This is a genomic window from Brevundimonas sp. S1H14, from assembly GCF_047716865.1.
GTDB classification, from domain to species: Bacteria; Pseudomonadota; Alphaproteobacteria; order Caulobacterales; family Caulobacteraceae; genus Brevundimonas; species Brevundimonas naejangsanensis.
On record NZ_CP136679.1, the window covers coordinates 1910695 to 1924354 of the forward strand.

Sequence of the window (13660 nt, forward strand, 5' to 3'; positions counted from 1 at the left end):
CAAAGTCCAAGCAGGCTTGCGCCCAACAGCGCAGGGGCCGACAGAAGCGCAACGTCTTTCTGAGGATAACCGATGAGCTACCGCGCCCCCGTCCGTGACATCGCCTTCGCCCTCGACGCCGTGGCCGGGATCGGCCAGGTGGCGGCGACCGGCGCCTTTCCCGATTACGACGCCGATGTCGCCTCGGCCGTGCTGGACGCCGCCGGTCAGTTTTCCGAAGAGGTTCTGGCTCCGCTGAACCGCCCCGGCGACCTGGTGGGCGCCAAATACGCCAACGGCGCCGTGACGGCCGCTCCCGGTTTCGCCGACGCCTATCAGCAGTTTGCGGCGGGCGGCTGGACCAGCCTGACCGCCTCGGTCGAGGCGGGCGGACAGGCCCTGCCCAAGGCGCTGGAGCTGGCGGCCTATGAAACCGTCCACTCGGCCAACATGGCCTTCGGCCTGTGCCCCATGCTGTCGCTGGCCTCCATCGAGGCGCTGGAGCAGGTCGGCAACGAGCACCAGAAGGCGACCTATCTGCCCAAGCTGGTCAGCGGCGAATGGACTGGCGCAATGGTGCTGACCGAACCGCACGCCGGGTCCGACCTGGGCGCCCTGACGGCGACGGCGGTTCCCAACGGCGACGGAACCTACGCCCTGACCGGCCAGAAGATCTTCATCACCTGGGGCGACCACGACGCCACGGACAACATCGTCCATCTGGTGCTGGCCCGCCTGCCCGACGCGCCTGCGGGGCCGAAGGGCATCAGCCTGTTCCTGACGCCCAAATTCGCCGTCAACGCCGACGGCTCGCTGGGCGAGCGCAACGCCTTTCGCCCGGTCGGCGTCGAGCACAAGCTGGGCATCCACGCCTCGCCCACCTGCGTCATGAGCTATGAAGGCGCCCGCGCTGAACTGGTCGGTCAGCCGAACCAGGGCCTGGCCCATATGTTCGTCATGATGAACGCGGCCCGTCTGGCCGTCGGCGTCGAGGGCGTCGGCGTCGCCGAGCGCGCCTATCAGCACGCCCTGGCCTATGCGCTGGAGCGCCGTCAGGGCCGCAGCGTCTGGACCGGCGAGAAAGACGCGCCGATCTTCGACCACCCTGACGTGCGTCGGATGCTGTCGGTGATGAAGGCCAAGGTCGCCGCCGCCCGCGCCATCTGCCTGTCGACTGGCGTCGCCGCCGACCTGGCCCGCCACGCCAGCACCGAGGAAGAGCGCAAGGTCTGGAAGGGCCGCGAGGACCTGTTCACCCCCATCGCCAAGGCCTGGTCCACCGACATCGGCTGCGAGGTCGCCTCCCTGGGCGTTCAGGTCCACGGCGGCATGGGCTTCATCGAGGAAACCGGCGCAGCCCAATACTATCGCGACGCCCGCATCACTCCGATCTACGAAGGCACCAACGGGATCCAGGCGATGGATCTGGTCGGCCGCAAGCTGTCGATGGACAATGGCGAGTCGGCCAAGGCCCTGATCGCCGAGATGAAGACGACGCTTGCCCAGATCGACCGCCTCTATACCGGCAAGCCGGTCGAACGCTTCGCCACCGCCATCAAGGCGGTCGAGGACGCCACCTTGTGGCTGCTGGACGCCAAGTCGGACGCAGCCCGCGCCGCCGACGTGCTGGCCGGCGCTGACGCCTATCTGAAACTGATGGGCGACGTGGTCGGCGGCTGGATGCTGGCCAAGGGCGCCCTGGCGGCCAGGGCGAAACTGGACGCCAATGACGGCGACGCCGCCTGGCTGCAGGGAAAGCTGGACCTCTACGAAGTCTATGCAGCCAACGTCCTGGGCCACGTCTCCAGCCGTCTGGCCGCAGTCGGCCAAGGCGGGGAACTACTGCAACGGATGACGGTGGACGCGCTCGCGGGCTGATCCGATCGTCGAAGACTGTTCAAACGGCAAAGCCTCCTGCATCGTGCGGAGCAGGAGGCTTTTTTAAAGATGATCTTGCCAACTATAGCACTCGCGTCCGGCCTTGCTCTTGTTCAGTCTCCCGACAAAGCAGAGCAGCAGCCCGAAACGCCCCGCGTGGCCTGGTCTATTCCTCCGGCTCCAACCGAAGAGGATTTTCCTGAAGCTTTGCTGACCCTTAACCTGGCAGGAAAAGCGGTGGTGATGTGCGTAGCTGATGCCGACGGCTATGCGCGCGAATGCGTCGTAAACGCCCGCCCGTCCGGCCTTGGTCTGGAGCAACACGCTGTCGAGGTCGTCAAGCGCGGCCGCATCAAAGCCAATTGGCCCGGTGATACGCCTGAGAACCTGAGCTTTTCGGTAAGGCTGCCTTTCAGCTCTTACATGCCGCCGCCTCTACCTCCGACAGATCGCTGGACAGGGCCTTCCCCAACCTCGGAACAAATCGAACTGGCGACCCGAACCTCCGACGAGATTCGCGCGATACATAATGAGCCGTTGAGCGACGACATCATTCCCTTAGCGCTGGACGAGGCGCTCAGAACGGAAGTGGCGCCCGAACAGGCCGCCTTCATCCGCAGCCTCTATCAACGTTATGGCCTCTCCTCGCGAGAGGCCCATGCCCTGAACATCCGCATGATGGCCCGGATGATCGCCCTGACCGAAACGCCAAGGCCTATCGAGTTTGCTTATTATTCTGACGAGCCGGAGATACAGGAAATGATGCGTGATGCCGAAGCCGGCGAAGGCGTTCTCGCATCGACCTGGCGCATCCGGACGGCATACTGCGAACGTTTCGACTGCTCTGTGGAATACCCTGAAGAACCTGCAGCCCCCGATCATTGGCGGCTACGCGACGACGAGCCATTCACGCCGCCTCAATCCCCCGACTGATCCAGAAGGGCGATCGTCTCGCGCACATAGTCGGCATGGACCACAACGCCCAGGTCGATGCCCTGGCCGCCGCTCTGGACCTCCTGCACCAGCACTCCGGCGATGAAGGGATGGTCGAGAGCTGGCGCGCCCGGCACGCGCCGCGCCGCCGGAGTCCAGAAGACGGGTCCGCCGGAATTGCCCTGCGCCACCACGAAATCGAGCAGGAAGGTCGGGAAATGCCGGATCGGCGTCAGCGGCCATGAGCTGATCCGTCCCAGCCGCAGGATCGGGAAACCAGCCCGGTTGGCCGACAGTCCGTGCGGATAGCCCAGCGCCATCAGCTCATCCCCAGGCCCCATGCGCCAGCGGTCAAACGCCCCCGCATCGGCCAGCCAGCCCGCCGGGATCGCCGCCTGCGCAAAGGCGGGCGGCGCCGAGATCTGCATCACCGCCACGTCCCGTTCGGGGTGAGAGGTCCAGACTGGTTCGCCCGCCGTATCGCGGATGGTCAGGGTTTCCGGCGTGAATTTCCAGACGCCGTCCGCCTCGGCCGTCCGCCAGCCTATCCGCGCCTCACGCCCCGGCATGACGTCCAGCACATGGCGCGCGGTGACCAACAGGACGCGCGGCGTCCCATCCAGGCGCGGCGCCGAAATCAGGAAGCCCGTGCCGACCTTCCTCTGCCCGCCGTCGATGGACTGATCCAGTTGCACGGTGGCGTTGATGACCCCGACCGTCAGATCCCATTCGGGCGGCGCAGCGGCGACGACGGCCGGTTGTTCGGGCGGAAGATCCTGAATGACCATGACGCCATTTGACGCCGAGCGTCGCCGGGCACAAGGTCCGGCTCAAATCATACTCAGGGGGAAGCCCACGCCATGAACCGTCGCGAACTGATCGCCTCGACCGCCGCCGTCGGCGTGGTCGCCGCCTCCCCCGCCCTTGCCCGCCAGAGTACCGGAGCCTCGATGTCCAAACCCACGCCGCCCGTCGCCAAGAAGGTTCCTGTCCGCATCGAGCAGTTGGGCCGCGTCCGCGTCGATGACTATCAGTGGATGAAGGACGACAACTGGCAGGCCGTGCTGCGCGACCCGTCGCTGATCAAGGCCGACGTCAAGGAGCACCTGACGGCCGAGAACGCCTATCGCGAGGCCATGATGGCCTCGACCCTGCCGCTGCAGGCCACGATGTTCGAAGAGATGAAGGGCCGCATCAAGGAGGACGACAGTTCCGTCCCCGCCGCCGACGGCCCGTGGGAATACTACGTCCGCTACAACACCGGCGACCAGCACCCCCTTTATTGCCGCCGCCCGCGCGGCCAGAAGGACGGCGAGGTCATCCTGCTCGACTGCAACAAGCTGGCCGAGGGCAAGGCCTATTCCGAAGTCTCGGCGACCGAGCACAGCCCCGACCACGCTTTGTTCGGCTATGCCGAGGACGCGCAGGGGTCCGAGGTCTACAAGATCTATGTGAAGGATCTGGCCACCGGCGAAGTACTGCCTGACCCGATCGAATCGGCCAGCGCCAACTTCACCTTCTCGCCCGACAGCCAGTGGATCTTCTGGACCAACCGCGACGATAACGGTCGCCCGGACAAGATCTTCCGGCGCCCGGCGCGCGGCGGCGAGACCGCCCTGGTCAACGAGGAAACCGACGAGGGCATGTTCCAGGGCATCGGCCGCACCGCCGACGACGCCTTTATCGTCATCACCATCGGCAATCAGGAAACCTCGGAAAGCCGCATCATCTCGGCCGCCAACCCCACGGCGACGCCTGTGGTGGCCGAGCCGCGCCACGTCGGCCGCCTGTATGACCTGGACCACTGGGGCGACCGCTGGGTCATCCGCACCAACGCCGACGACGCCATCGACTTCAAGGTCATGGAGGCCCCGACCGCCTCGCCCGGCAAAGCCAACTGGAAGGATCTGATCCCGCACACGCCCGGCCGCTTCATCGAGGGCGTGGCCCTGGTGAAGGACTATCTGGGCCGCCAGGAACGCGCCGACGCCAATACCAAGATCGTCATCCGCGACCGAGCGGGCGCCGAACATGAGATCGCCGTGGACGAGCCCGCATACGCCCTGTCGCTGGGCGGGGCGTCGGAATTCGACACCACGGTCATGCGCTATGGCTACAACTCGCCGTCGACGCCGACCTCGACCTATGACTACGATCTGAAGACGCGCGAGCGCACCCTGCGCAAGGTTCAGGAAATCCCCTCGGGCCACAACCCGGCGGACTATGTGGTCGAACGGCTGAACGCCCCGGCCTCGGACGGTGAACTGGTGCCGGTGACGGTGCTGCGTCGCAAGGACACTCCGGTCGACGGGTCGGCTCCGCTGCTGCTCTACGGGTACGGCTCCTACGGCATTCCGATGGCGGCGAGCTTCTCGACCAACCGTCTGTCGCTGGTGGATCGCGGCTTCATCTACGCCATCGCCCATATTCGCGGCGGTTCGGACAAGGGCTGGAACTGGTTCCTGACAGCGCGCCGCTTCACCAAGAAGAACACCTTCACCGACTTCATCGCCGCCGCCGAGCACCTGATCGCGCAGAACTACACTAGGGCCGGAAACATCGTCGCCGAGGGCCGCTCTGCGGGGGGGCTGCTGATGGGCGCCATCACTAATATGCGGCCCGAACTCTGGGCCGGCGTGATCGGCGGCGTGCCCTTCGTCGACGTCATCAACACCATGAGCGACACCAGCCTGCCTCTGACGCCGCCGGAATGGCCTGAATGGGGCAACCCGCTGGAGGACGCAGCGGCCTATGACTACATCCTGTCCTACAGCCCCTACGACCAGATCGATGCCAAGCCCTATCCCGCCCTGCTGGCGACGGGCGGCCTGTCCGATCCGCGTGTGACCTATTGGGAGCCTGAGAAGTGGGTGGCGAAACTGCGTCCCGCCTCGACTTCCGGCAAGCCGGTGCTGCTGAAGATCAACATGGAAGCGGGCCACTTCGCCTCGTCAGGCCGGTTCGACTACCTGAAGGACATCGCCCACGATTACGCCTTCGCCGTCTGGGCTGTCGAAAAGGGCTGGGAGAAGGCCTGAGCCAGGCAGGCGCGCTGCATCAATGCGGGGGACGTCGGCGCGCGCGACGCCCCCGCCTCCACCAGAGCAGCGAGCCTCGGAAAACGTCGCTAACAACTGAATTCGCAGATTTTTATCAAAAAGCGCGACAATGCGCTTGACCGAAGCGACCACGCCCCGTATCCGCTCCTTCCTCTCCTCCTCGCAGGGAGAGCAACGCGGGTGTAGCTCAGTTGGTTAGAGTGCCGGCCTGTCACGCCGGAGGTCGCGGGTTCGAGCCCCGTCACTCGCGCCACTCCTCTCAAGGCTTTGAGGGAGTGGCGCACCGCCCTTCCCTCTTCTCCTGAAAATCAAAACCGACCCGCAGGCGCGCATAAGGGCCGCCTTGCGATTTCGTGTGCGGTATTCTCCCTGTTCCTCGTCCATGAGCGCCAGTTCCTAGGCTCTTCCCGGTTTACAACGCTCAAAGAAAAAAGGCGGCGAGCCCGAAAGCTCGCCGCCTCGCTTCAAATCTCCGTGGAGACTTAGAAGTTAGCCGTAACGCCGAAGAAGAAGTAACGGCCCATGGCGTTGTAGAGTTGCGGATAAGTGTTGTTGTTACCCGTCGTGCCAACCGAGTAGGACAGCGGAGGATCGGAGTCAAAGACGTTATTCACGCCCATGCGCACCGAGATATTGTCCCGCATCTGCCAGGTTCCAGCCAGATCGAAATAGTTCTGAGCATCCAGTTCTCGATCCAGGCGGCCTGCAGCAGCGTTGTTCAAGCTCCCGTCTGCACCCAGAACAGCAATTTCAGCCGGGCCATAATAACGCCAGGTGCCGTTGATATTCAGGCCATCGATCGGAGTTCCCCAGTCAACGCGCATACGATGGCGCCATTCCGGGTTCGGCACGCCGCACTGGTTGGCGTAGAAGCCCGCACAATCATACACCGAGTTGTCGAAGCCTAAGCCAGTATCGGTTTCGAGCTTCTCGATCCAGGTGCCGACCATGGAGAAGCCAAGCGTACCTGCCCGCTCCCAACCGAAGTCGGCCAGATCGACATTATAGTTGGCTGCGATATCGACGCCAGACGTCTTCAAGCCGCCAATGTTGGTATTGAGGTCGCGCACATTACCCGACCCGATCCACAACTGACCATTTGCGTTTCTTTGAATGTTATCGCAAGCGGCTTGTAGACCAGCCGTATAGCACGCATCAAGCGAGTTTTGCTCGCCGATAGAGGAGATCAGGTTATCGACCTTAATGTTGAAATAATCAACAGTCAGATTGAACCCTGGAAGGAATACAGGCGTAAAAACAACGCCTAGGGTCAGAGTATCTGACTCCTCCGGATTAAGATCAGCCGACCCACCTTGAAGAACATTATACTGACCCGCAGGGCTGCTCAACGCACCACTTTGCGACTGAGAGTCTGAGACCTGCCAAGGATTGTTACCGATACAAGATGCGGGAATGCTTCCATTAACGCCGCCTGCATCGTCATTCAGGTCATCACAAGGGTCGTTGTCCATATCGAACAGGTTGAAGCCCTGCGCGGTGAACAACTCAATGACATTTGGCGCCCGAACAGCACGCTGCATGCTGGCACGGAAGCGAACCGACGAAACCGGCGCCCAATCCGCGCCGAACTTCCAGGAATCAGTACCGCCGCCTAGCTCATACTCTGAGTGACGATACGCCAAGTCGACCGACAACTGATCAGCAAAAGCCATCCCTTCCGCGATCGGCACTTGGGCTTCGACAAAGACGTCATACACCTGATTGGCGCCGTTTAGACCCAAGGTCGGGCCGCCTTGGCCAGCCCCATCACCCGACGTGAACGAAACGTCAGGGGTCAGATCCAGGGCGTCACGGCGATACTCAGCACCAAACGCCGCCTGGACGCCTCGCGAAGCCCACGGCGTCTTCAAACCGTAAGCACCGAGATCCGCCGTCATAGAACCCGTCACAACCTGCTGGGTGGTCCACCCCGTCGCAACCAAGGGGACCTGCAGATAATTCAACGCCTCTTGGGTCACGCCACCTTCTTGGAAGATGTTATACGGGACGCACTCGGCATCGATGCCGGCTAACACAGACGAACACACCGGATTACCGGTAACCGGATCTGCTACAACATCCAGCGCTCGTGCTAGGCGCGTATTTGAGAACTCGTTGCGATAGATGTTGGTAAACTGCGAGCGAGAATACTGAATTGCAACATCGTAACTCCACGCATCATTGAGATCACCGCGAGCGCCCACCACGCCTCGATAGGCTTGATAGCGAATATCAGACTGGCGCCCGCCGCCCTCAACGTTACGACGACCGATAAACATCGGCACATAGTTCGGATCGTCGAGCAGACGGAAAGCATCAGGGTTTGTTGCGTCCGACAGTTCGGGCAGATCAGTCGCCGGATTGATCCAGACGAAGGTATCGTAGGCGGCTTGAGCCGCCGCCCCACAACCGATAGCCGCCGCCTGGACAGCATTCAGAAGCGGATTATCGCAGTTCACATATGAAGATCCATCCGTAGTGCGGAATCCACCTTTGAATTCGCCAAAGAAATTCCCGGACGGCGCAATCTGGGCGACTGTAGAATAGTCGCTAAACATCAATTGCGTATAAACTTCAATCTTGTCAGTAACGTCATAATGTCCGAACGCACCCAAGGTGTAGCGCTCATCTGGTCGCTGAAAATAGTTCAACGGCCCGAAGTTATAGGCATCCGCACCCGAGTAGTCTCGGAATCCGCCGTTACCAAGCGTCAAGTCGAAGCTCGGCATCGGGTTTACATCAACGCCGCCAATCTTGAATTCATTGCTCCCAAAATCGGAGAACAAACCTGGATAAGACGTGCCTGAACCCGCGCACTGGAAAGAGTCTGGCGTACCTGCTGCGGGGGCGCCAAGGGAGCAGGCCGAATAATCGTAATCCCGTCCAAGAACCTTATTGTTCTTCCGGTAGCCCGCATACAGCGTGATGTTGCCGCGATCATCAGGGGCATTGACGCCCATCAAGATATTTATCTCGCGGCTGAAGCCCGTATAGACGTTATCGTCTGGCATCATATATTGTGACGGGTTTCCAGCAGCTCGATCGGCTAGAACGTCGCGAACGTTACCTACGCCGTCATAATTATTATTATGCTGATTGAAACCATACTGCGCGTCGATTTCGATACCTTCGAAATTACGGCGCATGATGAAGTTCACCACGCCAGCGACGGCATCCGAGCCATAGACGGCTGAAGCCCCGCCGGTCAGAACTTCAACTCGCTCGACCATCTGACCAGGAATCTGGTTCAGGTCGGCTGCGTCATCCTGAGGCGAGCCATAGCCCATCCGCTTGCCGTCGATCAGCACCAGGGTGCGCGACGAGCCCAGGTTCCGCAGCGACACGGTCGCCGTACCCGAGGCGCCGTTGGCGACGGTAGAGTTCTGCGCGGCGAAGGCCTGCGGCAGCTGCGACACCAGGTCCTCGACGCGCGTCACGCCTTGAACGTCGATATCCTCGCCCGTCACCTGCGTCACCGGGCTGGTGGTGGTGAGGTTTGGTTGACGCAGGCGCGACCCCGTGACCACGATGTCGCTGACTTGGCTGGGTTGATCGGCCTGGGCGCCGGACGTGGTCTGGGCCATCGCCGGCGCGGCGAAGCCGGCCAAGGCGAGACCCGCGATCATCGTCGACGTCAGCAGACGCTCGCGTTTGATCTGAAGCTTCAAGGTTCATCCTCCTAAGTGGTGATCGACTCCGGTGAAGTCCCCCTCCACCCGTCGACCACGGATAACCTCGGACGGCATCCAGGCTGGACGTTCCGCCGATATCCAGACAGCAGGGTAGGCATGCGGATCGAATATAGGCCATGCAAATTACATGACAGTTACGATTGCGCCTCTCATATGTCGTAATTTCGCCACGCCATGACGGGCATGAATTTGAACGCGCTTAGGGCATGACGGACTTTTCCTTGTCAAAACTGAAATTTCGAATGGGGCTAAAATGCGACTAATGTTGACCCTTTGCGCCGCCACAATCAGCGCGTTCGTCCTCAGCAGCGACGTCGTGGCGCAAGTTCACACCATTGAGCGCTCAGCCATGCTGAGTGCGCTGTCGGAGTGCCGGGCGATGCCGGATGCAACGGCGCGCTTGGCCTGCTTTGATCGAACGGCGGACGCTTTGGATACGGCTGAACGCCAGGGCGAACTGGTGGTGATGGAGCGCCAGCAGATTCGCGAAGCGCGTCGTCAGTTATTCGGCTTCAGCGCTCCGGCTCTGCCCGCTCTTTTCAGCAGAGGCAGCGATGGAGAGCAGGGCGAATCCGATCTCGATTCGGTGGAAACGACCTTGCTGGGCGCGGGCCAGGATCATGAAGGGAAATGGACCTTCCGGCTGGCCGATGGCAGCGAATGGCGACAAATCGATTCCGCCCCGGTTCGTTTCCAAAATCGAAACGGGACAGAAGTGCGCGTCCGTCGCGCCGCTCTGGGCAGCTTTCTGCTGACTGCGGGAAAGAGCCGCGCCGTACGGGTGAAGAGGCAGTAGGTTGAACTTAAGGCTGACGGCGCGCAGAGAAGCTGGCCATGATCCCTTACGTTCGCCAGTTCGACTTCGCCTATGGACGGCGCGATCAGGTCTCGCCGTTGATCCAGCGCGTCATTGCGGACAACCCCGGGCCTTTCACCTTCACAGGCACGGGGACCTATATCATCGGCCGGGATAGGCCTGGCGCGGGCGTGGCGGTCATTGACCCTGGCCCGCTGGATGACGTTCACTTGGACGCCCTGCTGCGCGCGGTGGCCGGACGCACGGTCAGTCATGTGCTGGTCACTCATACGCACCGCGACCACGCCCCCCTCGCCCGTCCGTTCGCAGAAGCGGTCGGCGGCGCGCCGATCCTGGCCATGCAGCCGCCCGCGCGCACCATTCACGCCTCGGACAGCGGCCTGGATGAGGATGACGACGAGGATTTCCGTCCCGATATCGTCCTGACCGGCGCAGAACGGTTCGAGGGCGACGGCTGGACCCTGGAGGCGATGGCGACGCCCGGCCATGCCTCGAACCACATGGCCTTCATTCTAAGGGAAGAGAACGCCCTGTTCAGCGGCGACCATATCATGGGTTGGTCGACGAGCGTCGTGGCGCCGCCTGACGGTGACATGACGGCCTATATGCAAAGCCTCGACGCCGTGCTGGCGCGCGGCTTTTCGACCATCTGGCCCACGCATGGCCCGGCGATCACCCAGGTCGCGCCCTTCCTGAAGGCCTATCGCGCGCACCGATTGGAGCGGGAAGCCCAGATCATGGCCCGACTGGCGGCAGGCGACCGGACCATCGCGCAAATGGTGCCGATCCTCTACGCCGCCGTGGATGCACGCCTTTGGCCCGCCGCCAGCCTGTCGGTGCTGGGCCACCTGATCAAGCTGCTGAAGGAGGGACGCGTTCATGCCGAGCCTGAAGCCCAGCTTGGCGCCGACTGGCGGCTAACCGAAGGCGATTAGGGCGTCAGTTCGGCCGCCACCGCCTTGGCGAGGCGGCAGGCTTCATCACCAATTTTCAGCCTGTCTCGTCCGGCGACGCGCACATCTGTCCGGCCAGGGCGGATGCGAACGGTGACGTCGTGGGTGACGCCGAACCAGGCGCTCTGCTTACGCCCATCAACTCGGAAGGGAGACGTGCCGAACACGGTGAAGCCTGCCTTTTCAAGCGCCCAGGCGGCCGTTTCAGGCGCAACCTGCGTCGATGCAGGCTCAAGTCCCGCACAGGCCCGAGGATGGCTGTCGTCTGTGCCGGCGAGACGCCTTTCAGCCGCAAGGCCCCGAGCGAACGCGGGCGGCTCATTCACATCCGTGGTCACATCGCGCGGCGCGTCGGTGAAACGACGCTCCTGAAGCACATAGCCTGCGATCGTCGCGCCCGCGATCAGCAGGGCGGCGCCGGCGACACCCATGAGACGACGCTCGCGAAACGCCAGCAGGCAGGCGACCAGAGCCGCCGCCAGACCGAGGTAGGCCAGAATGCGTCCGACCGTGAGCGCCAGCACCCCCATGCCGAAGTCCGTGCTCCACAGCTCGCCTCGGGTTCCTGCGGACGCAACCAACAGCAGGCCCGGCGCCAGCAGCGTCGTTGCAAGAAGCAGCTTGGCGGGCGTGTTTCCCTTGGGGCGGGGCGTCGACATGGGGTCCTCCCTAGCAGTCAGCCAGCGGCGGGCAATTGATAGTCCTTCATCCGCTCTCTCAGGGTCTTCTTATCAATCTTGCCCGTGGCGCCCAGCGGAATGTCGTCCACGAAGACGACATCGTCAGGCATCCACCATTTGGCGATCTTGCCCTGCAGGAAGTCCAGATGCTCCTGCTTGTCCTCGGCCTCGCCCTCCTTGAGCTTGATTAACAGCACCGGCCGCTCGTCCCACTTCGGGTGCGCCGCGCCGATGACGGCGGCCAGGGCGACCTTCGGGTGGCCCACGGCGATGTTTTCGATGTCGATAGAGCTGATCCATTCGCCGCCAGACTTGATCACATCCTTGGCGCGGTCGGTGATCTGCATGAAGCCGTAGGCGTCCACGCTGGCGATGTCGCCCGTGTCGAAGAAGCCCTCGTGGTCCAGGATGTCCCCGCCCTCGCCCTTGAAATAGGCGCCAGCGATGGTCGGTCCCTTGACCATGACCCGGCCGAAGGTCTTGCCGTCATGGGGCATTTCCTGCCCGCCGTAATTCTTGATCTTCAGTTCGACGCCCAGCGGCGGCGTGCCCTGCTTCAGACGCCAGGCCATCTGCTCGTCATAGGGCTTGGCCTTCAGCTCAGGCGTCAGGTTAGCGATGGTGCCGATCGGCGACGTCTCGGTCATGCCCCAGGCGTGAACCACCTCGACGCCGAACTGGTCCTGGAAGCCTCGGATCAGGGCCTCAGGACAGGCGGACCCGCCGATCAGAACCTTGCGCAGGGTCGAAAACTTCAGCCCGTTCTCGACCATATGACCATACAGCCCCTGCCAGACCGTCGGCACAGCGGCCGAGAAGGTCACGCCTTCAGTCTCGATCAGTTCATAGACAGAGGCGCCGTCCATCTTGGCGCCCGGCATGACCAGCTTGGATCCGGCTGCCGGCCCGCCGAAGGCTATGCCCCAGGCATTGGCGTGAAACATCGGCACGATAGGCAGGATCACTTCGCTGGGCGTCGCCCCCATGACCGTCGATTGCAGGCCCAGCAGGGTATGGATGAAGTTCGAACGGTGCGAATACAGCACGCCCTTCGGATTGCCGGTCGTGCCCGAGGTGTAGCAGAGGCCGCAGGCGGTCTGCTCGTCAAAGCCGCCCCAGACCACGTCGCTGCTGACCTGCTCCAGAACGTTCTCATAGGCCTCGGCTTTCGGCAGCTTGGCCTGAGGCATGTGAGCGGCGTCGGTCATCACGATGACCCGCTCGACCGTCGGACAGTGCGGCAGGACGGCTTCGAGCAGCGGCACGAAGGTCAGGTCGGTGAAGATGACCCGATCTTCGGCATGGTTGATGATGTAAGCCAGTTGCTCGGGAAAAAGACGGGGGTTCAGGGTGTGGCAGACGGCGCCGATCCCCATGATCCCGTACCAGGTCTCCATGTGGTTGCCGGTGTTCCAGGCCAGGGTGGCCACACGATCTCCCGGCTTGATCCCCCAGGCCAGCAAGGCGTTCGAAACCCGGCGCGCGCGATCATGGATGGCGGCGTAGGTGGTGCGGACGATCGGCCCTTCGACCGAGCGGGTCACGACCTCGCGTCCCCCGTGCCAGTTCTTCGCGTGGTCCAGGATCTTGTCGACCGTCAACGGCCAGTCCTGCATCATACCCAGCATTCGGCATTTCCCTCGTATGTGCGCCTGATTGAAAGCAGCGC

9 protein-coding genes and 1 tRNA gene are annotated in these 13660 nt (G+C 62.7%); 6 read left to right on the forward strand and 4 right to left on the reverse strand.

The window, feature by feature from the left end; translation table 11 throughout:
* Nucleotides 1-72 precede the first annotated feature (72 nt).
* Together RSD66_RS09330 and RSD66_RS09335 are read left to right on the forward strand one after the other, a co-directional pair.
* Complete coding sequence (locus tag RSD66_RS09330; protein ID WP_415287443.1) at nt 73-1857, forward strand: acyl-CoA dehydrogenase; 1785 nt, start codon at nt 73-75, stop codon at nt 1855-1857.
* A gap of 69 nt (nt 1858-1926) precedes the next feature.
* Nucleotides 1927-2790, forward strand: a complete 864-nt coding sequence (locus RSD66_RS09335) for a hypothetical protein (protein WP_415287444.1) — start codon at nt 1927-1929, stop codon at nt 2788-2790.
* Here RSD66_RS09335 and RSD66_RS09340 read toward each other — a convergent pair.
* The gene (locus RSD66_RS09340; protein WP_415287445.1) at nt 2775-3578 is read right to left on the reverse strand and encodes a S1 family peptidase; all 804 of its coding nucleotides are present in this window, start codon (nt 3576-3578) and stop codon (nt 2775-2777) included. The two genes, RSD66_RS09335 and RSD66_RS09340, sit on opposite strands and share 16 nt — an antisense overlap.
* A gap of 72 nt (nt 3579-3650) precedes the next feature.
* On the opposite strand from RSD66_RS09340, the gene RSD66_RS09345 reads away from it, so the two are divergent.
* Together RSD66_RS09345 and RSD66_RS09350 are read left to right on the forward strand one after the other, a co-directional pair.
* Nucleotides 3651-5828 (forward strand): S9 family peptidase, encoded by a 2178-nt coding sequence (locus RSD66_RS09345; RefSeq protein ID WP_415287446.1) that lies wholly within the window; start codon nt 3651-3653, stop codon nt 5826-5828.
* A gap of 197 nt (nt 5829-6025) precedes the next feature.
* Nucleotides 6026-6102, forward strand: a tRNA-Asp gene (locus tag RSD66_RS09350).
* Nucleotides 6103-6331: 229 nt separating this feature from the next.
* Here the strand turns inward: RSD66_RS09350 and RSD66_RS09355 are convergent.
* Nucleotides 6332-9517 (reverse strand): TonB-dependent receptor domain-containing protein, encoded by a 3186-nt coding sequence (locus RSD66_RS09355; RefSeq protein ID WP_415287447.1) that lies wholly within the window; start codon nt 9515-9517, stop codon nt 6332-6334.
* Between the two features lie 286 nt (nt 9518-9803).
* Between RSD66_RS09355 and RSD66_RS09360 the strand changes: the two genes are divergently transcribed.
* Nucleotides 9804-10337, forward strand: a complete 534-nt coding sequence (locus RSD66_RS09360; RefSeq protein ID WP_415287448.1) for a hypothetical protein — start codon at nt 9804-9806, stop codon at nt 10335-10337.
* Between the two features lie 38 nt (nt 10338-10375).
* Nucleotides 10376-11293 (forward strand): MBL fold metallo-hydrolase, encoded by a 918-nt coding sequence (locus RSD66_RS09365; RefSeq protein ID WP_415287449.1) that lies wholly within the window; start codon nt 10376-10378, stop codon nt 11291-11293.
* On the opposite strand, the gene RSD66_RS09370 is transcribed toward RSD66_RS09365, so the two are convergent.
* Nucleotides 11290-11970: a DUF1499 domain-containing protein gene (locus RSD66_RS09370; RefSeq protein WP_415287450.1), complete on the reverse strand. Its 681-nt coding sequence runs from the start codon at nt 11968-11970 to the stop codon at nt 11290-11292. The genes RSD66_RS09365 and RSD66_RS09370 overlap by 4 nt on opposite strands.
* A gap of 17 nt (nt 11971-11987) precedes the next feature.
* Complete coding sequence (locus tag RSD66_RS09375) at nt 11988-13619, reverse strand: long-chain-fatty-acid--CoA ligase (RefSeq protein WP_415287451.1); 1632 nt, start codon at nt 13617-13619, stop codon at nt 11988-11990.
* Nucleotides 13620-13660: the final 41 nt, after the last annotated feature.

Excerpts from the sequence above, each read along its gene's own strand:
- RSD66_RS09360 (WP_415287448.1), top strand. The coding sequence starts at position 9,804 with ATGTTGACCCTTTGCGCCGCCACAATCAGCGCGTTCGTCCTCAGCAGC.
- RSD66_RS09375 (WP_415287451.1), bottom strand. The coding sequence starts at position 13,619 with ATGCTGGGTATGATGCAGGACTGGCCGTTGACGGTCGACAAGATCCTG.
- RSD66_RS09340 (WP_415287445.1), bottom strand. The coding sequence starts at position 3,578 with ATGGTCATTCAGGATCTTCCGCCCGAACAACCGGCCGTCGTCGCCGCT.
- RSD66_RS09370 (WP_415287450.1), bottom strand. The coding sequence starts at position 11,970 with ATGTCGACGCCCCGCCCCAAGGGAAACACGCCCGCCAAGCTGCTTCTT.
- RSD66_RS09365 (WP_415287449.1), top strand. The coding sequence starts at position 10,376 with ATGATCCCTTACGTTCGCCAGTTCGACTTCGCCTATGGACGGCGCGAT.
- RSD66_RS09335 (WP_415287444.1), top strand. The coding sequence starts at position 1,927 with ATGATCTTGCCAACTATAGCACTCGCGTCCGGCCTTGCTCTTGTTCAG.
- RSD66_RS09345 (WP_415287446.1), top strand. The coding sequence starts at position 3,651 with ATGAACCGTCGCGAACTGATCGCCTCGACCGCCGCCGTCGGCGTGGTC.
- RSD66_RS09330 (WP_415287443.1), top strand. The coding sequence starts at position 73 with ATGAGCTACCGCGCCCCCGTCCGTGACATCGCCTTCGCCCTCGACGCC.